A 24389-nucleotide genomic window follows, 5' to 3' on the forward strand; every position below is an offset into this window, starting at 1 on the left:
TCGATCGTTATATCATACATCAATTCAGCAACGCCAATAAATCTTATAGAAGGGGGGAAAGGGGAAAGGGTAAAGGGGAAAGGGATGGAGTGAAAGTTAATTTAGTATGGCGTGATACTATTCACCCCAGAATATCGAGAGAGCCGACTACAAATGACAAAAGAGAGAGTAGAGGCTAGCGATTCGCGCACGCCGTTATTTCCCGAATCAAGACAGAGGGTAGAAGGGATATGTAGTCGAAGTTTAAAGAATTGATATTAATTATCTAAGCTATAAAAATCGGTGGTCAGAGAGAATTCTCACCACCGATAACAATATCTCTAAGTACTTTAAAATCGCCCACAATCAGGGTTGTGGCATCGATCGATACCATCTTTCTGGATTAGCCAGACACTGATGCTTACTAGTTAAGAGGAACGACGATGTTTTTTATCGATTTCTCCTTCAAATGGTTGGAGACCAGTTGCTGGATATTCATTCCGATCGAGCGCGAATATTCGTGAGAATGCATCGGAAAAATAACCGATAAAACGTTCTAGCATGGTGGCAATTTGCATAACTTAGCCCCTGCATTAATATAGGTGAATAATTCAATCCTTGATAGTTTTAATTATACGCGCTCAATTCGATCGAGCTTGCTAATGTAATAGATCTTTAACGATCCCGCTCTCCAAAGTCAGCAGCAGAAATATTCCAAATTTAACTTTTACAACACCCCTTTAGAGCTAGGAATGCTACCCATCCGCCGCAGGTCGAGTTCTGTAGCCATCCGCATCGCTCTGGCAAAAGATTTGAATGTAGCTTCGATAATATGGTGGGAATTGATGCCATCTAATTGCCGAATGTGTAGCGTCATCAAACTGTGGTTGACCACTGCTACAAAAAATTCGCGAACTAATTGTGTATCGTAAGTTCCGACGCGTTGGGTGGGAATCTCTAAACCATAACTGAGGTGGGGACGACCGGAAAAATCTAGAGCCACTTGGACTAACGCTTCGTCTAATGGTGCAACGAAATGACCGAAGCGGACGATTCCTTTGCGATCGCCTAAAGCTTTGCCCAAAGCCATACCCAAGGTAATACCCACATCCTCATTCGTATGGTGATCGTCAATTTCGATATCTCCTGTAGCGGTAATGTGGAGATCGAATAAGCCGTGGGACGAGATTTGGTGGAGCATGTGATCGAGAAATGGTACGCCTGTCTGCGCGTGACAGACCCCCGTACCATCGAGATCGATCGTCACGGTGACATCGGTTTCACCAGTGCGACGATGAACTGTCGCAACTCGATGTTCGGGTGGCAAATTAGCAGCAAGTTTGAGGTGAGGAGCGATCTCTGTGGGCATAAGGGTGGATGAGTGGATGGGTGGATGGGTGGATGCTTCGACTTCGCTCAGCAACAGGGTGGATGGGTAGATGGGTAGATAGGTGGATAGGTAGATGGGTAGATGGGTAGATGGGTAGATGGGTGGAAGCTTACGTTCAAAATTACTATCCCCTATCCCCTATCCCCTATCTACTATTCACTATCTACTATCCACTATCCATTACTAGCCTCTACCCTCTGATTCTATCACTTTGGCTAATCCTCACTAATTGTCTAGATTCTGGGTGTAAGCTTTAGGCCGAAATTTGGGAATGATAGAAAGGTAATCTTCAGATACAACGGAATCGGTAGATGAGTGGAATGTCTATGGGTGATGTCTTAATACCAGGGGAAACATTGCCACTAATTCCCTATCAATCACAGGATCTCGCTCGGCTGATCGAATCTTTTCGACAACAGCAGGCGAGTGGAACTTTGCAGCTTGAAGTAGAAGTACAGACTGGCAAATATTGGCAACGAGTTTTGATGTGGTATAAAGGCGAAATTACCTATGGGGGTAATAAGCTAATCGATCGTGGCGAACTAGTTAGGACGCTCGTTCAAAAATTCAAACCAGAATACGCGCAATCGATCGAGGGTTGGCTGATCCAACAGTTAGTCTATCCTCATTCTAGTCGCGAACTATTAACATTTTTGGTGCAAAGACAGGTGTTGACGTGGGAACAGATCGATACTTGGGCGCAAGGACAGGTGGTCTTCGCCCTCGAACAAGCGATCGGGTTTCCTGGTAAATATCGGTTCGTACCGCAGACAGAGGTTGACTTCTATCATGGAGCCGACGGCTGTGGTTTGAACTGGCAACAATTGATGATGACAGTCAATACCCGCCAGCAGTATTGGAGCAAAATTACAAATTTAATTCCGAGCATTGCCGCCGTACCGTTGCCCCCGACGCCAGCGATGCTGGCCAAAATCGCCGAAGCAGCGATCGAGCAACATTCGCGCAAATGGTTTGACGGACAAAGAACGATCGTTGATATTGCCACTGCTTTGGAGCGAGATCCGCTCCAAGTTGCCCGCTCCTACGCGCAATGGGCGCAAATGGGGTGGATGCACTGCCAAAAGCCGATCGATGTCGTGGTGGAGCCACAAGCCCCCGCAGAATTGCCGATCGTCTTATCGGTAGACGACAGCCCGATCGTGCAAACGCGGATCAAGCGAGCCTTGAGCGACCATTGTGAGGTCTTGCTGGCTAATGATGCGATGAGTGCCTTGCATCTACTCGCGCGGCAGCCTGTGGACTTACTGTTACTGGATGTAACGATGCCCGGTATCGATGGCATCGAGCTATGTCAGACCTTACGCCGGATGAGTAAATTTACGCAACTGCCGATCGTCATGCTCACCGCCAAAGATAAGAGCTACGATCGCGCTCTAGCCGAGATGGTAGGCGCGACTGAGTATCTGACTAAGCCTTTAAATGATGAAAAATTGGTGGCAATTGTGAATCAATACACTAAAGGTGGGCATATTCAATAAGAGGTCGTCTGTTTTTTATATTTAATTAACATCATGGTAGATAAGCAGAATCTGATCTTTGGTTTGCATGGTTCGCTGTATGGAATTAATACTACCTTTGTCAGAGAAATCTGCTGGCTGCCAGAGTTGTACTCGTTGGCAACCGCACCAGCAGATATCATCGGTATTTTTAATTGGCGATCGCATTTAGTACCAGTATTACATTTAGATTTACGTTTTGGGCGCGGTTTTTCTGGCTGCAATATGACCGATCGAGTCATTGTGGTTGAGGATCGGGGCACTTATATCGGGATTGTCGCCCATCAGGTGTATGACGTGCGTGAGTTGAAGCCTCAACCGCTCGATCTCGACCTGATTCAAAGTCGCCAATCGGCACTCGATCGCCAGTTTATCATCGGGATCGCTCAAAGTGATGACAGTGTGGTTACTTGTCTCGATCTCGATCGCTTGATTCGCGAACCAGATGCGGTTGCCGCTCTAGATAACGAGTCTCCGCCGATCGCTGGAGCCGCAGCAGACTTTTACAGTCGGTGTTGTCCTGAAGCTACGGTTGACGAGCGAGCTACCTTCGCCACTCGTGCCGCCCAACTCAAAACTTCTGTCATCCAGGCACAGAGTAACGAACGGGAGGAGGGCGTCTTAGTCGTCCAAATCGGTGCCGAATCGATCGGATTGCCCCTCGAACTCATCATTGATGTCGATACCGTCGATCGATTTACGATATCGCCAGTACCAGTTGCACCACCCGCTCTGCTAGGACAAATCAACTGGCGGGGCGAAATTTTACCAGTGGTAGAACTAGGCGGCATTTTGCAAATTTTGCCCGTGCTACCCCGTCAAGAAATCGTCATCATCCAGCTCGGTGATATCAAGCTGGGGATTGGAGTCGATCGGATTTTTGATGTCTTCTATCTATCCACCGCTCGGATTGAGGAGCTACCGCTCTCAGCAAGCGATCGACTGCGCGGTTATTTGCGAGGAGTTACTAAGTATGGTGAGGGTTTAATGTATTTAGTCAAACTTCAAGATTTGGTAGCACGCGAATTTTTACCTCAGAGCGTAGCTTAAAGGATGAAGGTAGGGTTTAGGCTTTAGGCTTTAGGCTTTAGGTTTTAGGCTTTCAATCTGCATTCCGCGCCCTGCTCTTTGCCAATAGTAACTAAATTGATACCTTAGACTTTTAGCTCGTTGTATTGAAACCCAATTTTTATATTTAAAATTTATCCGCTGTCATTCCTCGTCCCGATCGTTAACTTATATGTTTCAAACTAATCTCCTCAAAAAAGCCACGAATTTTTCGTTCAAAACTAAAGCAATTGGTTTGGCAATCTTACTAGCCGTCATTCCGATTTTGGGTACGGGTGCGTTTGCCGCATTCCTATCTGCTCAAAATATTCGCGCTCAAGAAACACAGCAACAACGGTTACTAGCCAGATCGTTAAGCCAAAACCTCACCCGGTTTATCGGATTGCGAAGTGTAGATATTCAAAACATTTCAGTTTTGGCTCCAGCTAGCGACCTGTTGGTATTGGCCAAAACACCGATTGCCGAACAAGAACGCTTGCTCAAAAAAGCAGCCGATCGATATAAATTTTATGACACGATTGCGATTGTCGATCTTCAGGGTAAACCGATCGCGGCGTCTAATCGTCTCAATATTCGCCCTAATTATGGCAATCTAGATTACTTCAAAAAAACGATCGCTAGCGGGCAACCCCAAATATCTAGGGTCGATCTTAATACCACTAACAATCGAGCTTATCTGTACTTCACAGCTCCCACCTTCGATCGTAATGACAAAATGGTAGCGGTGATTTTGGCGAGAATGCCTGTTGCCGCACTAGAAGTCGTTACCAAAACATTTGGTGACGATCAGAATAATTGGGCTATTTTCGATAGATCCAGTCGCAAAATCATCCAAGCTAGCCAGCGTTTGCGCGCCGGACGATCTACCGAGGATCTGTCGAGTTTTCAGCAATATCGATCGATTGAGCTAATGACGGTCGAAGATACAGATCGTTACAATAGTAGGCCACAACTCATCTCCTATAAAGCGATCGTCCCACCTCCCGGTGCCGCCGAGATGGATCTGGTGGCAGTCATGTCTGAGGATATTGAGATACTGTTGGCTAACGAACGACCCATTTGGGTAGCCATCGGACTCGGTAGTTTATTTGCAGGCGCGCTCACTGCTGGTGTGGCCTTCTTCTTGAGCGATCGCGTTACTAAATATATCCAACGCGCCATCTCCACAATTACTATTTCTGCGAGTGAAATTATCGATACCGTTCAGACGCAAGAAATTACCGTTAACGAACAAGCAAATTCGGCGATCGCTACTACAGATAACGTTAACGAATTAGAGAGTATTTCGACCACTACCGCCGAACAAGCCGCAGCCTCTGCCACAGGAGCCAGACAAGCTCTCTCCCTGGCCGAAGAAGGCACACAGGCGGTACAAAAAACTATTAATGAAATGTCCGATCTCCGCGAGCGAGTCGATGAAATTGCCGTCCAAATCGCCAATCTCGGCGAACAAACCGGGCAGATTACTAACGTCTCCGATCTAGTATCTGACTTAGCCAAACAAACCAACATGCTCGCACTCAAAGCCGCTGTAGAAGCAGCACGAGCGGGCGAGCAAGGTAAAGGATTCGGGGTAGTTGCGGGCGAAATTCGGAAACTGGCAGATGAAAGTAAAAAATCTGCTCAGAAGATTAACGATTTGGCTACCGATATTCAAACGTCCATCAATCGTACCGTCATCGTTACCGATCGCGGTACCAAGACAGTTACCGAAGGCATTCAACTAGCGGAAACTACCGCAGCAACTTTCATCGGTGTGGCAGATGCCGTCAACAATGTGTTCTTGAACTCCCAACAGATTTCTGCTAGTACCCAACGCCAAGCAACCGCCATTCAACAAGTATTGGGGGCAATGAATACCATTTCTAAAGGTTCTCAAGAAAGTGCTGTTGGTATGCACAAAGTTAAAACATCTACCCGCGAACTCAACCTAATTGCGGACGAACTGCAAGCAGTGGTGAATTAGGCTTTACGCAGACAAGAGGAACGGGGAAAGGGCGATAGGCTTTGGAACTATGTTCCCCATCCACCAATTACCCCTTACCCCTTACCCATTCACCCTGTTGCTGAGCGAAGTCGAAGCATCCACCCATCCACCCATCCACCCCTCTCCCTAACATGCTGAATTCCTTTAGAACCAATTTTCAAGACAAACTCAACAGCCTGCCTTTTAAAGCCAAAGCAACTGCGATCGCGGTATTGCTCTCACTCTTGCCCGTATTGGGGGTTGGTGGTTTGGCTTACTTCATCTCTAGCTCCAACCTGATCGAATCAGAGACAGACAACGAAAAATCTTCGGCAACCGCACTGTCGGACGCGCTCGCTCGCTTTATTGGTATTCGGATTAGAGACGCTAAATCCCTTGCCGATTTGCCATTCTTCAACAACGCAAATATTGCCAAAGTTGTATCTCAGGCCGAACAAGAAGACTTTTTGAGTAATTACGTCGATCGATATAAATTTTATGACAGTGCCGTGATTTTCGATCTCAATGGTAATCCGATTGCCGCCTCCAAAGGAAGTAAGCTGGATAACCATGCCAATCGCGAGTATTTTCAGGCCGTACTAAAAACTGGTAAACCTTATGTTAGTAAAGTTGAAACTTCTAAATCAACCGAGAAATCATCGATTTACTTTGTCGCGCCAGTTAAAGATAGTATCACTGGACAGATGAGCGCGATCGTCAGATTGCGATTGCCAGTTGCTTCGCTCAAACCAATTGCCGAAGTATATGGCGTTAACAACGCTCAGTGGCACATTATCGATAAAAACACCAGTAAATTTATTCTGGCCTCGGAAGAAGCGCAAATCGGTCGCGATACTAGTGATTTTGCGCGCTACGAGCAGTTAAAAAATAGCGATAAACCCCAGTCGGTAGTTGATGTCGATCGGCTGAATAACGCCAACCAGTTAATCTCTGTTGTCAGTCTTCCTAATAGTGAAGAGTTAGGGCAGAGTAATCTGGGCATCATCATTGCCAAAGATACCAAGTTGATTGAGGCTAAAGCAAACGCAGTTCTGATCGTATTGCTAGTGGGGATGTTGGTAGCAGGTGGTACGACTGTGGGCTTATCCCTACTGGTGGGAAATCGGGTTACCAAGTTTATCCAACAAATGGCCGAATCGATCGTCAACTCTTCTAGTGCGATCGTCAATACGGTCGAAGTGCAAGAAGTCAACGTTAACATGCAAGCCAACTCCGCGATCGATACCAGTGCTACAGTCAACGAGCTAGGTGCGGTCTCCTTCCAATCTGCCGCTCAAGCAGAAGCCGCCGCCAATGGTGCCAGACAAGCACTCGCCCTCTCTGAAGATGGAACTAGAGCGGTACAAGAGACACTCCAAGGGATGTCGGGACTTCGCGACAAAGTAGACGCGATCGCCAATCAAATCGTCACCCTCAGCGAACAAACCGGACAAATTACCGTGGTATCTGACTTGGTGGCAGATTTGGCAAGCCAAACCAACATGCTCGCACTCAACGCAGCGGTTGAAGCAGCTCGCGCCGGAGAACAGGGTAAAGGTTTTAGTGTAGTTGCCGATGAAATTCGTAAACTAGCCGACCAAAGTAAAAAATCTGCCGATAAAATTAACGCTCTAGCCGAAGATATTCAAACAGCGATCAACCGCACGGTAATGGTAACCGATGAAGGTACCAAAACTGTAGACGAAGGGATCGATCTGGCTCGATCGACCGCAGCTACCTTTGCTGGGGTGACAGACGCGGTAAATAACGTATTCTTGAACTCCCAACAAATTTCGACTAGTGCCAAACAACAAGCGGTCTCGATTCAGCAAGTACTCAGTTCGATGACCAATATCTCACAAGGCTCTCAAGAAAGCGCGGTCGGTATGCACCAAGTGAAGATGACCACCAGGGAGTTGACGCAGGTAGCGGATGAGTTGAAGGCTGCGGTGGTCTAAGCTTTAGGCTTTAGGCTTTAGGCTTTAGGCTTTAGGCTTTAGGCTTTAGGCTTTAGGCTTTAGGCTTTAGGCTTTAGGCTTTAGGCTTTAGGCTTTAGGCTTTAGGCTTTAGGCTTTAGGCTTTAGGCTTTAGGCTTTAGGCTTTAGGCTTTAGGCTTTAGGCTTTAGGCTTTAGGCTTTAGGCTTTAGGCTTTAGGCTTTAGGCTTTAGATCTTAGTAAAAGAAAACCTAGAGTCTTTTGAGAGAATTCAAGTTGGGTTGAGATGAATTATGAGTATTAGTCGATTTCGTGAATTGAAGGCTTGGCAGTTGGGGATGGATTTAGCAGAAAAGGTTTATTTACTCAGTGAATCTTTTCCCAAATCAGAAATTTATGGCCTAACAAGTCAAATTCGCCGTGCGGCTGTCTCGATTCCGTCTAATCTCGCTGAAGGACACGGCAGAACTTCTACTAAAGAGTTTTTACAATTTATCGCAATCTCTTTCGGATCTATCTGTGAACTAGAAACCCAAATCTTGCTATCTCATCGACTGAAATATATCACTATGGATGATTCAGAGACAGTTTTAGCTCTCCTAACTGAGACTAGTAAAACCATTCGTGGTTTACAAAGAGCTATCAAAGACAGACTAGATGGATAGCTATAAAGATTACAAACAACCTAACCCCTAAAGCCTAAAACCTAAAGCCTAAAGCCTAAAGCCCAAAGCCCCCTCTACCCTCTACCCCCTACCCCCTATGTACATCGACGACGAAGAACTCCGAGGACTATACAAAACCTCAGCTACCGAACACATCCAAGCGATCGAATCGGCATTGATGCAGTTGGAAAAACAGCCGCAAAATTCGGATGTATTAAAAGAGTTATTACGCTCGGCGCATACGCTTAAGGGTGATTCGCGGATGCTAGGGGTTGAGGATGTCGAAACACTCGTTCACCAGATCGAAGAGTGCCTGATGCCGATCGATAAGGGTCAAGGGACGATGACTGAGCAATTGTGCGAGCGATTGTATTTGGGTTTGGATACCATCAAGAAACTCGCACATACTGCGGTATCTGGCGAACTTAATGATGTCAATATGTTTTATGTATTGGCTACATTAATGGGCGATGTCGCTGCCGATGCCATTCCGTCTATCTCGGCATTACCGACAACAGCTACTCTACCCGATCGAGCGGCTAAAACCTTGGGTTTTGAAGATAGTAGCTTAGATATGGATGCTATTGTCTCTGATGATTGGGTGAATGCGGGTGATGACAGCTCTGTCTTCGATACGCCTAGAGATCTGTGGGTACACGAACGCCCTGCTCTACCGTTGCCAACCGAAGCAATGGAGATGCCACCTGGGACACCACCAGAGCCATCCCAACTCAAAACCAGCTTCTTGGAGTTAGCCGCAGATTTATTTCCAGCAGAAGATTCAACTTTACCGCCGTTGGATCGTCAGACAGTCTTAAACGACTTCACTATACTGCCGGGTACGTCACAGAGCGAAGATCTGCCGAGCCAGACGCCTGCTGACTATCTGCTGTTTGCCCCAGACGATAACTTTACATTAATTCCGAGTACAAACGAGATTGGCGATCGACAGCTCGATCTAGAGGAGCGGGCTTTGTCCGATACTGGCTTCCCGCTGTTCGATCCTCTCTCTGTAGACTTGCCAACCGCTCGGTATGACTCTAGCACTGAAGATGATGCCTTGTTCTCGGCTTTTGACAACCTTCTAATGCCACTGGAAGAAGAGATCCCAGCGGAGGAATTCTCCACCTTAGCGGATCGCCCAGAGCCACAGCCACCAGTCGAGGCGAAGATCGCACCGCCAAGTGTCACCGCACCCAAAGTCCCAACTGCTCCAGCCACCAATCTCGGCGACGAGCGCATCGACACAATTCGAGTCGATGCCAAACAGTTAGATGCCTTGATGGGGCAATCTGGTGAAATTAATGTCATCAACCAGCAAATTGCTACTAGGTTACTCGATCTAGATACCTTGCTCGAACTTTGGGAAAATGGCAGCCGCGATTATCAGCATCTGCAAAACTTTATCCAGCAAAATCCTTCCCAATTATCCCTATATCAACAATTGAGTCACCTCGATCGTCAGTGGGCGCAGATGGGAGCTTTAATTAGTAAGTTCAAAAAATCGATCGGTGCCGACAGTTCTAGATTAGAACTAGTTACCTCCGCCATAGATTCGGGCGTCCAAAAGCTCAGACTATTGCCGCTATCGACGATTTTGAATCTTTTTCCTCGGATGGTGCGAGACTTAGCCAAAACCCAATCTAAAGAAATTAATTTCGCGATCGAAGGTGGCGATCTACTCCTCGATAAACGGCTCTTAGAAGAGATCAAAGACCCGTTGATGCATATTCTACGAAATGCGATCGATCATGGCATTGAGACGCCCTTAGAACGCCAGCAGAACGGTAAATTGGCCGCTGCAACTCTGATAATTCAAGTCCGCCAAACTGGCAACCAAACCACGATCGAGATCCTTGACGATGGGCGAGGGTTGGACTTACAACGGATTAAAGCGACCGCAATTAAGCGGGGACTGCATACCAAGGAAGAATTAGATGCGATGAGTGTCGATCGCATCCAATCGCTAATCTTTGCTTCGGGCTTTTCTACCCGCGCGCGGGTGACGGAGCTGTCCGGACGAGGGGTGGGCTTAGATATCGTCAAGACAAATATCGAACGCATTAAAGGCTCAGTCGATGTGGAATCATCACCCGATCGTGGGTGTACGTTCCGCATCGTCCTCAGTCACGCGATCGGTAGCTCGCAAGTGATGATGGTCGAAGTCCGCCACCATACCTACGCCATCCCCGTTGAATATGTCGATCGGATGTTGCTGGTAAACAAAGCGGAAATCTTTGCGCTCAGTGGTACTCCTACCACTCAGATTAACGGGCAAACGACGACAGTGGCTTGGTTGGCCGATTTGCTCGACCTCCCCGCGCTCGCCCCCGATTCCCCAGGAGAACTAACTCGTACTAGCAAATCGATTGCTTGCCTGCTGCTTCAATCGGGACGACAAAAATTAGCACTGTTGGTCGATCGGATCGAAGATCGCCAACTAGTGACGATCGAGTCGCCCCATCCCTTGCTCCACAATGTCCCCCATCTTGCTGGGGCGACAATTTTGGGGACGGGGGAAGTCTGTCTGGTACTCAATCCCCTCGATTTGTTTGCCACTGCTGGGGGCAATCGTCCGATCGGTTCGACAACCACTGCGGCAACGACACCAATGTTTGCGACTCAAGCTCCTGCCATTCTCTTGGTAGAAGACTCACTTGTAATTCGCACGCAGATGACGCGGATTCTCCAGGGGGCTGGCTACCGCGTCACAGTCGCCAATGACGGTTTGGATGGTTGGGAAAAACTCCAAGCCGAGCAATTCGATCTGGTCGTTTCCGACGTCGAAATGCCGCGCTGGGGCGGTCTCAAACTCACCACTGAGATTCGCAATCATGCTGACTATCAGCATCTCCCAATCGTCTTGGTGACGACACTCTCCCAATCAGTCGATCGCGATCGTGGCTTTGAAGCTGGTGCCACCGCCTATCTTACCAAAGGCGATTTTGACCAGCAACTCTTGCTCGATACGCTCAATCGGTTGATCTAGGATTTAGGTGTTAGGCTTCAGGTTTTAGGCAGAAGGCTTTACATTTTAAGACGCTAGCGTCTTAAAATCCCTAAAGCCTAAAGCCTAAAGCCTAAAGCCTAAAGCCTAAAGCCTAAAGCCTAAAGCCTAAAGCCTAAAGCCTAAAGCCTAAAGCCTAAAGCCTAAAGCCTAAAGCCCAGTCCCTAACCATTAACCCCTATTCCCTAATTAATCACATGGCTCCTACTAAAGTTTTGATTGTTGAAGATTCTCCCGTCGCGATGGAAGTACTCCAACGTCTATTTAAAAGCACTCCCGAAGTTGAAATTGTCGGCACCGCTCGCAATGGACAAGAAGCTCTGGCAATGATTCCTCGGCTCAATCCGACGGTGATTTGTACTGACTTCCACATGGAACCGATCGATGGATTGGAACTCACTAAACAAGTCATGGCCAACTACCCACGTCCGATTCTCGTCTTGAGCAACTCTGTCAAAGCTGACGATACCAAAAATGTCTTCGCACTCTTGCAAGCCGGAGCGTCTGATATTTATCCCAAACCGCTCGGTGGTGAATACGCTGAGTACGAAGCCATCAAACAAAAGATCCTCTCGAAAATCAAGCTCCTCTCTGGGATGAGTGTCAAAGCTAGACCCCTAAACTAGGCTTTAGGCTTTAGGCTCTAGGCTTTAGGCTTTAGGCTTTAGGTTTTAGGTTTTAGGCTTTAGGCTTTAGGCTTTAGGCTTTAGGCTTTAGGCTTTAGGCACGAGGTATGAGGTGATGGGTAATAGGCAACGTCGCTACCGTGTTGACGAGCAAAAGACGATTGTAGTCTTTCTCTGTTACCCATTACCCATCAATACTTCTCAGTTAAGTTAGCCTCCGATTAAAATCTGGGCTAACAGTATTAAGTCCGCCTACGCGGACTAATTAACTAGTCCGCGTAGGCGGACTTCGCATCACTAGCTACGACTTCAGTCGTCAGCAGTTCTTAACCAAGAAGTATTGCATTCCCCATTACCCATTACCCATCTACCCACCTACCCGATGTCTCGTATCAAAGTTATCCTCGTTGACGATTCGCCGATCGCGCTGGAATTATTGCAACGCTTATTAAGAAGTAGCTCTGAAGTTGAAGTAGTCGGCACGGCTCGGAATGGTCGAGAAGCATTGGCACTCATTCCTCAAGTCAATCCTAATGTAATTTGCACAGACCTTCACATGTCGCCGATCGATGGATTGGAACTTACTAAAGAAGTCATGGCCAAGTTTCCCCGACCGATTTTGGTCGTGAGTAATTCCGTTCGAGAAGATGATACCAGAAATATTTTTGGGTTACTACAAGCAGGAGCTGTAGATATCTTCCCCAAACCTAATGGTGGAGAATATAGCGAATACGAGCGCGTTAAAGATCGGCTCTTGGCCAAAATTCAGATGCTTTCGCAGGTAAAAGTCAAAGCCAAAACTGCTGCGACGACAGTACCATCATCTAATTCGGTTGCCAATGGCAATGATGCTGGCACTTTACGCGCGATCGCCATCGGTGCCTCGACAGGTGGCCCTCAAGCCATTCACAAAATTCTGACCACACTGCCTCAAGATCTCCCCATACCGATAATTTGCGCTCAACATATCGGCGATGGCTTTTTGACAGGGTTGATTAGTTGGCTCAAAGAAGACTCCAAACTAAATGTCAAAGTTGCCCAAATTGGCGAAATTCCCGCTCCTAGAACAGTGTATTTTGCCCCAGAACGAGCGCATCTCGAATTTGATACTGAGGGGAAATTTATCTATAGTAACTTTACTGCGACTACTGGCACTTGCCCGTCGATCGATGCTTTGTTCCGATCGGTTGCGCGTGTCTATGGCCGTTCTAGTGCTAGCATGATTCTCACGGGTGCGGGTAACGATGGTGTTGCTGGCACTGAAGCGATTGCCGCTGCGGGGGGACTAACCATCGCCCAAGACCAATCGAGCTGCCTCGTCTTTGGCATGTCCAAAGCAGCGATCGCGACTGGCTCTGTCGGACATATTCTCAACCTATCAGAGATCGCACCTTTTATTTTAAGTAAGATTAATACCAGTGTTCGATCTGCCTAAATTAGCTCGCAAGTGGCAACAGTGTTGGCTCGATCGCGATCGCTCGATCGATGATTTCATGCGTTCGGACGCTCTACAAGAGCGCGATTCTCAACAGGATCGACTCGCTTCCGAGGTTGGGAGCGAGTCAACACAGCCGCCATGCGAACGAGTTTTTCAGTTACTTGTTGCTGCTTATACTCAACCCGATCGGCACTACCACAATCTCTATCACATCGAGCATTTGCTGAGTATTCTCGATCGGTTTACAGCCACCGATGGCGATCGATCTTTACATACACTCCAAGACCCGATTTCTGTCTCATTAGCCGCTTGGTTTCACGATTATATTTATAATTCTCAAGCTTCAGATAACGAACTCCAAAGTGCTAATGCAGCTAGAGAGTTATTAACAAATATCGGGACGATCGATGCGTACCAATCGCGGCAGATTTTATCAAGAATCGATCGCATCCAACAGCTTATTTTAGCCACAAGCGGCCATCAAACCGACCCTAACGATTCAGACTTGTGTATCTTTTTGGATGCCGATCTGGCGATTTTAGGTGTAGATCCAGCAAGATATCAAGCCTACGCGCGAGCCATTCGTCTCGAATATAGTTGGGTATCCGACCTCGATTATCGAGCCGGACGCGTCAGCGTGTTAGAAAGCTTTTTAAAACGCGACAAACTTTATTATACAGATGTTTTATTTGATGAACTAGAATCGATCGCTCGTCTCAATCTGGAAAGCGAAATAGTGTCACTTCAAGCTGTAAAAAGTCCCATTTTTTGACAAATCTCTCCCAATTGTCGTCCTCATATCAGAGTTCAGCAACCAAATTATCTCGATCGGTAATAATAGCAATTTCAAGGCAAGGGGGATCGGACAGTGCCTACCCTATTTTAAAGCATTTCTTTAGAGCTTTTCAAATAAGTCTAATCGATACTTATCGGTAGTCAAACTGTGGAGGTGTGCGAGTCGATTGGGGACGAGTTCGAGAAAAGAATCGTGGACTAGATCGCCAGTTAGGGGTAATACTCTGGCATCGACAATCCAATGCACGATCTCCAGGTGTCCTTGCGGTTTCAATCGATCGAGCATTAGGTTTTGAGCTTTGTAAAAGTCGTCCCAACACCAATAATAGCCAACTTCTGAGAGCACAATCAGATCGAAGGAAGTATCTGGGAATTCGTCAGGCACGGACATGATTTGAAAATCGACATGACTCAAATGCTGACACCTATGTTTAGCTTGCTCTTGAGCGATAGTAGATACATCTACAGATAATAATGATTCGCATTTGCTTGCTAATTGTTCGGTAAAAATACCGATCGAACCACCAATTTCAAAGGCTGACTGATATCGATCGCGTGGCAGTGAATTAAGAGTAGTTGCATATTTTTTAGCTTCGTACTCGCTGGTAGCAAATTGCCAGGGGTCGGGATTTTCACGATACAAAGCTTCAAAAAAATCTGTGGTCAGCGATTGCAAATTAGTCGATTTCATAATATTTCCTCAAAATAGACTTCCCAAGATCGGGTAAAATTAGTCAGCATTTCTGGGGTCAAGCAGAAGCCATCGGGGTCGTCTTCGATTGCTTGACCGAGTTGCGATTTATATGCCGCGATCGCTCGTCGTTTTTGAGCTAATACCGTGCCGATATCTATTCGCCAGCCTGAGATCCGATCGAGATCTGGGAGTTTTTTTTGCTGCTGAAGATCCCAATCCCAAATTGGATATTCAATGATTTGTGGAAAGATGCTCAAACTCAAGATAGCGGCTTGAATCAGTTGCCAAGTCGCGCGATGATCTGAATGTGGATCGGCACGCCATGGTAAAAAAATCGTATCTGGTAAAGTTTGTTGTAAATATTCTTGACAAAGTACTTTAGCTGATTGAAAAGTCGGTGAAGTTACAGTTGGCACCGCGCCATCTTTAAGACCTAAAAAAGTAACTAACGATCGATCTTCGATGCCTAAAATTGCTAAAGCGGCGAGCGTTTCGCTCTCTCTGAGCGATCGCAGTCTGGGGGCGGGATGCGATCGCGAGTTGGGGTGGGACATCGTACCATCGCTGACAATTGCAACTTTGACATCGTAGCCTTTGGCGCACAGTAAGGCGATGGCACCACCACAGCCGAGTGTTTCATCGTCGGGATGGGGGGCAACTACGACTACCCGCTGGCGAGCGATGTAGGTCAGATCTCGCAGCGGTAGTGTTTCGGGGCTGGATAATAATACTCGACGGCGAGCTGCGCCGCTCTGATGCTGACGAAGATCCAAGTTTGGCAGCATCAGCAATGTTTTAATGCGTCGGCTTTGTAATTGGCCATTGCGGACGATCGGGTCAGAGCCTTCAACATTCTCGATCTCACCCTCATTGGTATGACGATTGCTAAATTTTGGGGGCTGGTTCATATGTCCAAAGTGAATCTGGATCGGCATTTTGGAGCGCATAGCGTCCGACATTGGCGATCGAGGCATCGAATGCAGGTTGGCGCAGATACAGCGTCAGATCGCGAATGATGCGCTCGATGGGTTCGGGGGGCAACAATCCGCGCGTACCCACCGAGCGTTCGACCAGTTGGATCGTTTCCATACAGATGTGTTCGATCGCAGTACGCACCATATTGGCGTATGCGACTAGAGCCTGGGCGTTAGGGCTAATTGTGGCCGAATCGCCTGCAAAGGTGGCATGATATTGTTGGAGTTGAGCGGCGGCACCGTGGAGCCAGAGCTGGCCGCTTTCAATCCCGATCGCCATTTTGCCAAAGCGTTCTTCTTGATAGGGATCTTTGGTCCGATCGATCGACTGTAAAAATTTGCGAGCCGCGTTAAATAAGGCTTCGGCACCGCCGAGCTGAACGGCGGCAAATCTAATTACACCTGCGGTCAACCAAGGTTGTCGGTAGTAGTCCCCAGGTTGGCCGATTAATTCGCTTTGGTCTAAGATTACGCCTGTAAAATCGACTTTGTAGCTAGCAGTCGCTTTCATTCCCGCAGGCTGCCACCACTCTGAATCGATCGTGGTTTCGACTTCATCCATCGAGACGATACATAGCTGCCAGTCCCCATTTGGCAGCGTACCGCCGACGAAAGGTCGATCGACACAGCCGCACCCAGTAGCAAATGTTTTGGCACCTTCTAGTCGGTATTTGCCCTTACCCAGGGGGACGATCTTCACGCCATCGCGATCTTCGGCATTCCAGACGCCGAACATTTTGTGCCGATCGCGTACTTCGCGGGCATAGGTATCGATTTGATCTGGGGTGCCAAAGGTCTGAAGCAGTTGCAGTCCATTGACGTGACCTTCATATATGCGCCCGACAGCTAGGTTGGCGCGACCGATTTGTTTTAAGATTTGGAGTAACTCAGCGATCGAACTAGTTGCGATGCCTATTCCTAAGCCGCCAAGTTGGGGTGCCAGCGGTGCCGTCAATAGTCCCGCAGCAGCGATCGATTCAAATTCTCGCTCTGGGTAAACACCATGGCGATCGATCGCTGCTGCATTTTGGCAGCAAATTTCGGCAATTTCAACTGTTTGTTGAAGCAGGTCTTGGAGATCTATTTTCGGTGGTTCTAGTTGAGATTGGAGAGATACTAGTTGTGCTGGTAAACGTATAGCGGTCAAAGTATCCTCCTCTGCTTGCGTCCTTACTAGGTGTATGGTTTACAAGTTAATTTCTTTTAAATTATCTGAGAAATTTGGCTGTTTTTCCTCTACCAAATGAGAGAGGTTTGTAGTGATTGGAGCTAATTATTTAGCAGACGGAAACGATGAGATCGACTACACGTTTGACGCTGCCTGACTGCTGGACGATCGCTTGCATTCTTTTGGTTTGGGTCAGATAGACGATCGGGGCGTTGCTGGAGCGAAGTATGAAAAGCTAGAGAGGATGGCGGGGAGCGGCTCGCGGCGGCTCGCGCACGCCTTTGTTTCCCGACGGTTTGCGACTGAAATCACGCGGAGGTTTGTCTTGTCTCGCTTCCATGGTCGGGAGACAAAGGCGGGGGCGAGCCGCTCCTCCGCATGTGTTTCAGTCAAGACAGCGAGACAGCGACGCAGCTCCCTTCGGGAAGGCTCCGCCAACGAACGGGAGGTTGTCTTGATGCGCTATCCCGGCGGGAAACCCGCCGAGCGCGCATCGCTCCCTCCCGTTTGTGTGCGTCAAGACAAGACAGGGAGCGGGGAGCGGTGGTTTAGCGAGACAAGACAGGGAGCGGGGAGGAGAGAGTCCAAAGATAGGAAATCATCTTTTAATCCAGGAGCGCATTGCCCTAATACTTTGGCCAAGTAAAATAAAAGGTCGTCCCCCTGCCTAGTTGAGATTCGAGGCGAATCGTGCCACCTTCGGCTGCGACGATTTTTTTGACGATCGCCAGTCCGATCCCGGTACTATTGGCTTGTTTTTGCGGGTTGACCGTTTGGAAGAGTTCAAAAATGCGGTCTTGATGCTCTAGTGCGATGCCGGGGCCATCATCGGCGATCGCAAATTCATAGAAATCGCCGCGTTCTTGGCAGGAAATGTGCATCGAACCATCAGACCTGTCGTGATGATCGATCGCATTCCGGATCGTATTATCAAACACTTGAAACAATAGCAACCGATTGGTAGCGATCGTGGGTAGCCCTGAATCGATCGAGATCGTAAATGTTGGCGCAGGAGCCAGCCGCGCGATGACATCAGCCAGCAGTAGATCGATTCCGACTAGTTCGCTCTGGGCATCCGTTTGTCCGGTACGGGCATATTCGAGCAGTCCATCGATCGTGGCTTCCATGTTATACACGCGATCGCGTAGTATGGTCATTTGCTGTTGGTTATGTGGGGAAAGCGTGCCTTGGAAATCTTCTGCAATCCATTGCGAGAGATTGGCAATGGCGCGCAGGGGTGCTTTGAGATCGTGGGAGACAACATATACAAAGCTGTCTAGTTCTTGATTGCGCTGTTCTAGTGCAGCTTGAGTCTGGTTGCGATCTGTAATATCGATCGCGGCGAGAATGGCATGACTCGGACGCGCCACGGCACCAGCATAGTCGAAAAAGACTTGTTTGCGCACGCTCAAGCACCGAACTTCGCCATTTGGCCAAACCACCCGATGGTCGAGGGCAAACCAGCCTTGACCCTGCGGATCGAGTACTAGATCGATGATTTTCTCCAGTTCGGCGCGTTCGTCTGGATGGAAAGTATCGTGGATCTGCTGCCGCGTTACGACTGCTTCTTCGGTGCCAAATCCATATAAAGCGGCAGCTTTGGGCGATAGCGTGACTAGATTCGAGACATAATCAAATTTAGCCAGTCCGACAGCGGCCACTTCAATCCCGATTCGCAACTGCGCCTCAGATGCTTGCAGCCGCTCTTCACTCTGGCGCAGTTGCAGCCGCAAGCGGGCATTCTCGATCGCATTGCGCATCGTCAACTGCAATAGCTGTGGCGTAAAGTCTCTTTTGACTAAATAATCTTCGACACCTGATTTCATGGCGCGAACGGCAATGTTTTCGTCACCGCGCCCTGTCATCATTACCACGGGTGGAATGCTGCCGTTGCCTTGAAGGGATAACGCCTCTAGAAACTCCAGCCCATCCCCATCGGGCAGTGCATAGTCGAGTAAGATCGCATCGATCGGCTGCAATCGACACAAGTTCAGTCCCTGCGCCACCGATTCCGCTTCTAAGAGTTTATAATCACAGCTTCGATCTGTCATCAAGCATTGTGCATATAGCTCTCGATTGTCCGGGAAATCTTCAACAATCAGCAGTGTGAAGGTAGGGAGATTCATATTTAGTCGCAACAAGTAATTTGTGGCGAGCGATAGGTTGGCTTAGTCGAGCTAGGCTATGCACCATGATTTTACCAGTTAACACAACATTTGCGACACAAGTTTGCTGCGTGACATATATTTGCACGATTAAATATCAATTTATTAATTTATATCTCACCATTAATAAATAGTTGTAAGCCATGAAAAGATTGCTTGGGATAGGTAGTAGGCGATATATATATATATATATATATATAATTAAAACAAAAGTAGCGAAAAATATTCTCTAATGTCGATCGATAAAAGCTTGTTCCGAAGATAATTATTACAGTTTTTGTGCTATTTTTATTTTAAAATTTCTCAAAACAAAAATTAAAATATACAGCTAATACGCCAACTTGGCTACGCACAAAGATAGAGAAATAAGTCGAAATCTTATGCTACAAATATCGAGAGCGACATAAAACTAAATAATTTTGTTTGATGATGAAGAATTCAATTGAAAGTCACAAATTCGATCGTCATCAACATGTGAGTTTTCTTGGTGGAGAAGGAATTATCCAAGGCTTTAAGTTAGAGAATGGAAATTGGAGATATGCGATCGAAATGCCCCAAGGTGGGGAGGGCGGGTTTGGGGGGGGTAAAACAACCTCAAACGTAGCAATTAGAGTTTTCAGACATCCTCTTAGTTCAGATCGACATTCGATCGCCCAGTTAGATTCGCCACCATCTGGATGAGTTGTGCCGGATCGATCGGTTTGGCTAAATGGACTTGAAACCCAGCGTCGAGAGCCAGTTGGCGGTCTCTGTTGCTGACATACGCCGTAATTGCTGCTGCTGGAATCTGACCCCCAGATCTGGCAGCCAAGGCTCTCACCTGCCGGATTAAGGCATATCCATCTTCTTCGGGCATCCCGATATCGGACAAGAGCGCGTCATATTTGCCTGGAGATGCTAGCAGCATTGCGATCGCTGCCTGGGCAGAGGTAACAATCGTCACCTCTGCGCCGACATTTTCCAAGATGAATTTCATCAGATCGAGGATATCCACCTCATCATCAACTGCGAGAATGTTTAATCCAGTCAACGAATAAACCGCTGGCGTGAGGATTGGTTCTGTCATGAGTGCTAGATCGCTCGGTGCGTCGGCTAGCGGCAACTGGATGACGAGTGTCGTCCCTTGTCCTTCGCCCGCACTCTCTGCTCTGACGGTGCCGCTGTGGAGTTCGACGATCTGTTGGACGATCGACAGCCCCAAACCCAATCCCTGAGTGGATTTACTCCTACTAGAATCACCTTGATGGAACCTGTCAAAGACATGGAGCAATAAATCTGTGCCCATTCCTTGCCCGGTATCGCTGACTCGAATCTGGGCCTGGTTTTGGAAGGTTGCCAGGGCGATTTCCACTCGTCCGCCATTAGGCGTGAATTTAATGGCGTTGGTGAGGAGATTCCACAACACTTGTCCCAACCTGTCAACATCACCGCTAATCGCGATCGGGGTAAGGTTGGCGACAAGTTGAATCGATTTGGCATCGGCAGCAAGTTGGACGGATTCGATCGCGCCATTGATGAGGGCAACTAGATCGAGCCGCCGCAGATTTAGGTGCAATTTACCATTGGCAATCCGGGACAGATCGAGCATATCTTCAATCAGTTGAGATTGTACCTTGGCACTGCGATAGATCGTAGCTAAACCGCGTGTGACGGTGGCCTCGGCTAGCTCGTTAGTTTGGAGCAATTGCGCCCAGCCGATAATCGCCGTGAGCGGGTTGCGCAGTTCGTGGGAGAGGTTGGATAAGAAATCATCTTTGGCGCGATTGGCTGTCTCTGCCTCTTGACGAGCCGTTTGCTCCTGGGCGAGTAGCTGCGACCGTTCGGATTCGAGTTGCTTGCGCGCGGTAATATCTTCGATCGATAGCAAGATCCGGGGCGTATCCCCAGCGGCAATAATCTTGAGAGCGTTCAGCAGCATGATTTTCCGCCCGATATGCTCGAATAGATGTTCGACTTCCAGATTTTCGAGCACCGTATTATGGGTAATAATCTCCTCCAGGATCGATCGCAATCCAGGGATATTCCACTGGCCATTTCCCAGCTCAAAAATGGTCACCTGGGCGGTTTCGGTTTGGGAAACCGCAAATGTTTCGCAGAACGATCGATTGGCGGTATTTACCCGCAAATCTGCTTCTAGTACCAGGAGTGGTACTCGCACGGTTTCGACGATCGCTTCGGCATAGTTTCGCGCTACTTCGACAGTGGTGGCACTACGCTTGAGAGCATCGATATCGAGCAACACCATTACGACCCCATCAATTTTATTTTCGGTGGTACGGTAGGGACGGATGCGCAGCAGATACCAATATCCGCTGTGAGTTTGCACCTCTAGTTCTTTGACACTTAGAGTTGCTAATACCTCCAAAATTAATGGTTCTAAATCGTCAAGGTGCAAATTGGTGCGAATATTGCTCAGGGGTCGTCCGGTATCGGTCGGAATAAAATTAAATAACTGCTGCGCCATCGGTGTAAACCGTCGAATTAGCAAGTCATTGGTTAACATCAAAATGGGAATATTAATACTTGCTAATAAATTGGTCAGATCGTTGTTGACCAGATCCAATTCTAAATTGCGGCGGCGAAGTTCGTCGTTGGTAGTATTAAGTTCTTCATTAGTTGCCTGAATCTCTTCTTTGGCGGTTTCTAGTTCTTCGTTGGTACTTTGCAACTCCTCATTACTCGACAGGATTTCTTCATTAGCAACTTTGAGATCTTGATTGCTATATTCCTGCTCTTGAATGACCGCACGTAAATACTCCTGAGTCGCATTACGTTCTTGAATTGTGGCAGCGAGTTCTTGTCGCAACCGGAGATTTTCTCGTTCTAAATCTCCCTGGGAAATTGGTAGATCGTTCGATTGCAAATTGTTGACTTCGGTAATTAATACATCTTCAAACAAAATTAAAAAACGACGATCGTCAGTCGAAATTTTGAAAGGGATTACTTGCAGATTGAAGCTGCTAGAATTGTCATTCTTTTTGAGACGCAATCCAGTTTTAGTGACGGGTAAATTACTCCGCTGCGATCGATCGATCGCCGCTCGCAGTTCGACTAATAAACTCGATCGTACCAGATTGAATAAATTGAGATTAGCAGCTCCAGCTCCGAGTTTGAGATAGCGATCGATCTCGCCACGTAATTGTAAAACCTGCATCTCATCATCAATTACCACGCCGATTGGCGTGTATCGCTCGGCAATTAAGCGATCGACTTTTTCTTGTAAATCGAATCTTAGGGCAGCCGCTGGCAGCGACGGAAGATTGCCGATTTGCTCGTTGACCTTTGGTCTGCCTGCGGCAATCGCTTTGACGGTGGGATAAGTGCTAGGCGTAAACGAAAATGTGGCCTGAGTTGCAGTAGGATTCTTGGCATAAATCCGGTACTTTTTATCGATCGTGGCAAACAAGTCTGGATGTTTGCCAGTACTTTCGGACGTGCCGAGTAATAAAAAGCCAGTCGAGTTAAGACTGTAATGAAAAATCGGCATAATCCGCTTTTGGAGCGAGTCACCCAAGTAAATCAGCACATTGCGACAGCTAATCAGATCGACATTAGAAAACGGCGGATCGCTACTCAAATCTTGACGGGCAAATACACATAATTCGCGGACTGCCTTACTAATGTGGTAGCCACCCTCAACCGGATAAAAGAAGCGACGGCGACGCTCTGGCGACACATCCACCATCTGAGCTTCGGTATAAGTACCCGCTCTAGCTTTATCGATCGACAACTCGCTAATATCGGTCGCAAAAATCTGGATCGGCGGCTGGATCGCCCGCTCTGCCAAGAATTCTAGCAGACAAATCGCGATCGAATAAACTTCCTCGCCTGTAGAACAACCCGCTACCCAAATCCGAATCGGTAACTCCGCCGACTTCTGCTGGGCAATTGTGGGAAAAACTTGCGTTTTCAACAATTCAAAGGCTTCCGGATCGCGGAAAAAGCTGGTGACATGAATCAGGATTTCTTCATACAGTGCTTTGACTTCTGCTGGATGTATTTGTAGGTAAGCAGCATAGTCTTCCAACTGGACTAGTTTACACAACAACATCCGTCGCTGAATGCGGCGATCGAGTGTCTTGGATTTATAATGACTAAAATCAACGCCAGTAGTCGATCTCAATAGTCCAAATATCGTCGCGAGTGCATAGCTTGGCGCGATGGCTGTGCTAGCGATTAGCGGCGGCGAACTCGTCCACACAGAATTTCGACTCAGAGTTACTAGTTCTTGGGCAATACGCGTCGGTGGGAAGATGAAATCGACATTGCCAGTCGCTACCGCCGTATTGGGCATACTATCAAATTTGGCGGTGCCTTCACACTGCGCAAAAGTCACACCACCTGCCGCTTTAATTGCCGTCAGTCCGAGCGAACCATCGCCATCGCCGCCGGATAATACTACCGCGATCGCTTTGTGTCCGCGTGCGGCTGCCAGGGAGGTAAAGAAGGCATCTCCAGGCATGTATTTACCAAAGATCTTCTCGCGGGGCGATAGTTGCAGTTTGCCCTCCCACAGGATCATCTTGGTGTTCGGTGGGATGATATACACCTGGTTTGGCTGCACTACCATCCCGTGCTGCGCCTCGCACACTGGCATGGGGGTAACTCTGGCGAGAATCTCGCTCAACAAACTATGATGGTCGGGTGCTAAATGTTGGATCAGCACGAATGCCATACCTGTATCGTCGGGCAGATGGCTCAGTAGTTCGGTAAAGGCTTCTAAGCCGCCAGCAGAAGCGGCCATCCCGACGATCGGAAAATCACTCACACCGTCTCGATCCACAATAGCTCTCACCAATGGCAATCCGTCCGCATTTAGCGGCACTGTATCGATCTCGCGGCCATCAGATTCAGATGTCGGCGATGCCGACGCAGGCTCAGAAGTCATTGGATCGAGCTACGGTAACGTAGTGATTTGGGGGATCGATATTTACTGAATTGATATTTTTTGCTATTTAACGTCAGTTGCGCCTGACGATCGCTCGATCTTTCGGCGATCTCG

18 protein-coding genes are annotated in these 24389 nt (G+C 47.8%); 11 read left to right on the top strand and 7 right to left on the bottom strand.

Going from position 1 to position 24389, the window contains the following annotated elements; translation table 11 throughout:
- Nucleotides 1-407: 407 nt before the first annotated feature.
- Both CHA6605_RS35190 and hisB read right to left on the bottom strand, forming a co-directional pair.
- Nucleotides 408-557 carry a hypothetical protein gene (locus CHA6605_RS35190; RefSeq protein ID WP_015161435.1) on the bottom strand — a complete coding sequence of 50 codons (150 nt, stop codon included), beginning with the start codon at nt 555-557 and terminating at the stop codon, nt 408-410.
- Between the two features lie 149 nt (nt 558-706).
- Nucleotides 707-1348, bottom strand: coding sequence for an imidazoleglycerol-phosphate dehydratase HisB (gene hisB, locus CHA6605_RS21210; protein WP_015161436.1), 642 nt, complete (start codon nt 1346-1348; stop codon nt 707-709).
- A gap of 332 nt (nt 1349-1680) precedes the next feature.
- Between hisB and CHA6605_RS33130 the strand changes: the two genes are divergently transcribed.
- From CHA6605_RS33130 to CHA6605_RS21255, 9 genes are all read left to right on the top strand, one after another.
- Nucleotides 1681-2868 carry a response regulator gene (locus CHA6605_RS33130; RefSeq protein WP_015161437.1) on the top strand — a complete coding sequence of 396 codons (1188 nt, stop codon included), beginning with the start codon at nt 1681-1683 and terminating at the stop codon, nt 2866-2868.
- Between the two features lie 33 nt (nt 2869-2901).
- Nucleotides 2902-3936 carry a chemotaxis protein CheW gene (locus CHA6605_RS21220; RefSeq protein ID WP_015161438.1) on the top strand — a complete coding sequence of 345 codons (1035 nt, stop codon included), beginning with the start codon at nt 2902-2904 and terminating at the stop codon, nt 3934-3936.
- Nucleotides 3937-4126: 190 nt separating this feature from the next.
- Entirely contained in the window at nt 4127-5920 is a 1794-nt protein-coding gene (locus CHA6605_RS21225; protein WP_015161439.1) for a methyl-accepting chemotaxis protein, read from the top strand.
- Between the two features lie 152 nt (nt 5921-6072).
- Nucleotides 6073-7878 carry a methyl-accepting chemotaxis protein gene (locus CHA6605_RS21230; protein WP_015161440.1) on the top strand — a complete coding sequence of 602 codons (1806 nt, stop codon included), beginning with the start codon at nt 6073-6075 and terminating at the stop codon, nt 7876-7878.
- Between the two features lie 270 nt (nt 7879-8148).
- Entirely contained in the window at nt 8149-8520 is a 372-nt protein-coding gene (locus CHA6605_RS21235) for a four helix bundle protein (protein WP_015161441.1), read from the top strand.
- A 97-nt stretch (nt 8521-8617) separates the two neighbouring features.
- Nucleotides 8618-11509: a hybrid sensor histidine kinase/response regulator gene (locus CHA6605_RS31915; RefSeq protein WP_015161442.1), complete on the top strand. Its 2892-nt coding sequence runs from the start codon at nt 8618-8620 to the stop codon at nt 11507-11509.
- A gap of 215 nt (nt 11510-11724) precedes the next feature.
- Nucleotides 11725-12153 carry a response regulator gene (locus CHA6605_RS21245; RefSeq protein ID WP_015161443.1) on the top strand — a complete coding sequence of 143 codons (429 nt, stop codon included), beginning with the start codon at nt 11725-11727 and terminating at the stop codon, nt 12151-12153.
- A gap of 382 nt (nt 12154-12535) precedes the next feature.
- A complete protein-coding gene (locus CHA6605_RS21250; protein WP_015161444.1) occupies nt 12536-13588 on the top strand; it encodes a chemotaxis protein CheB in 1053 nt (350 codons plus the stop codon).
- A complete protein-coding gene (locus tag CHA6605_RS21255; protein ID WP_015161445.1) occupies nt 13572-14363 on the top strand; it encodes an HD domain-containing protein in 792 nt (263 codons plus the stop codon). Before CHA6605_RS21250 ends, CHA6605_RS21255 begins: the two co-directional genes overlap by 17 nt.
- Before the next feature lie 123 nt (nt 14364-14486).
- Here the strand turns inward: CHA6605_RS21255 and CHA6605_RS21260 are convergent, their stop codons facing one another.
- Genes CHA6605_RS21260 through CHA6605_RS21270 form a run of 3 tightly spaced genes read right to left on the bottom strand, consistent with a single transcriptional unit; the run spans nt 14487 to nt 17201 of the window.
- Complete coding sequence (locus CHA6605_RS21260; protein ID WP_015161446.1) at nt 14487-15077, bottom strand: SAM-dependent methyltransferase; 591 nt, start codon at nt 15075-15077, stop codon at nt 14487-14489.
- Nucleotides 15074-15988, bottom strand: a complete 915-nt coding sequence (locus CHA6605_RS21265; RefSeq protein WP_198288382.1) for a PIG-L deacetylase family protein — start codon at nt 15986-15988, stop codon at nt 15074-15076. The genes CHA6605_RS21260 and CHA6605_RS21265 overlap by 4 nt, the downstream gene beginning before the upstream one ends.
- Nucleotides 15966-17201: an acyl-CoA dehydrogenase family protein gene (locus CHA6605_RS21270; protein WP_015161448.1), complete on the bottom strand. Its 1236-nt coding sequence runs from the start codon at nt 17199-17201 to the stop codon at nt 15966-15968. The genes CHA6605_RS21265 and CHA6605_RS21270 overlap by 23 nt, the downstream gene beginning before the upstream one ends.
- A 193-nt stretch (nt 17202-17394) precedes the next feature.
- Between CHA6605_RS21270 and CHA6605_RS21275 the strand changes: the two genes are divergently transcribed.
- Nucleotides 17395-17868 (top strand): hypothetical protein, encoded by a 474-nt coding sequence (locus CHA6605_RS21275; protein ID WP_157260057.1) that lies wholly within the window; start codon nt 17395-17397, stop codon nt 17866-17868.
- Here the strand turns inward: CHA6605_RS21275 and CHA6605_RS31920 are convergent.
- The gene (locus CHA6605_RS31920) at nt 17849-19348 is read right to left on the bottom strand and encodes a sensor histidine kinase (protein ID WP_015161449.1); all 1500 of its coding nucleotides are present in this window, start codon (nt 19346-19348) and stop codon (nt 17849-17851) included. The genes CHA6605_RS21275 and CHA6605_RS31920 overlap by 20 nt on opposite strands.
- 465 nt (nt 19349-19813) lie before the next feature.
- Here CHA6605_RS31920 and CHA6605_RS33135 point away from each other — a divergent pair, with 465 nt between their 5' ends.
- Nucleotides 19814-20068 (top strand): hypothetical protein, encoded by a 255-nt coding sequence (locus CHA6605_RS33135; RefSeq protein WP_015161450.1) that lies wholly within the window; start codon nt 19814-19816, stop codon nt 20066-20068.
- On the opposite strand, the gene CHA6605_RS21285 is transcribed toward CHA6605_RS33135, so the two are convergent.
- On the bottom strand, nt 20016-24275 hold the full coding sequence (locus CHA6605_RS21285) for a chemotaxis protein CheB (RefSeq protein WP_015161451.1): 4260 nt from the start codon (nt 24273-24275) through the stop codon (nt 20016-20018). The two genes, CHA6605_RS33135 and CHA6605_RS21285, sit on opposite strands and share 53 nt — an antisense overlap.
- Between the last annotated feature and the right edge of the window lie 114 nt (nt 24276-24389).

Source organism: Chamaesiphon minutus PCC 6605 (assembly GCF_000317145.1).
Lineage (GTDB): Bacteria > Cyanobacteriota > Cyanobacteriia > Cyanobacteriales > Chamaesiphonaceae > Chamaesiphon > Chamaesiphon minutus.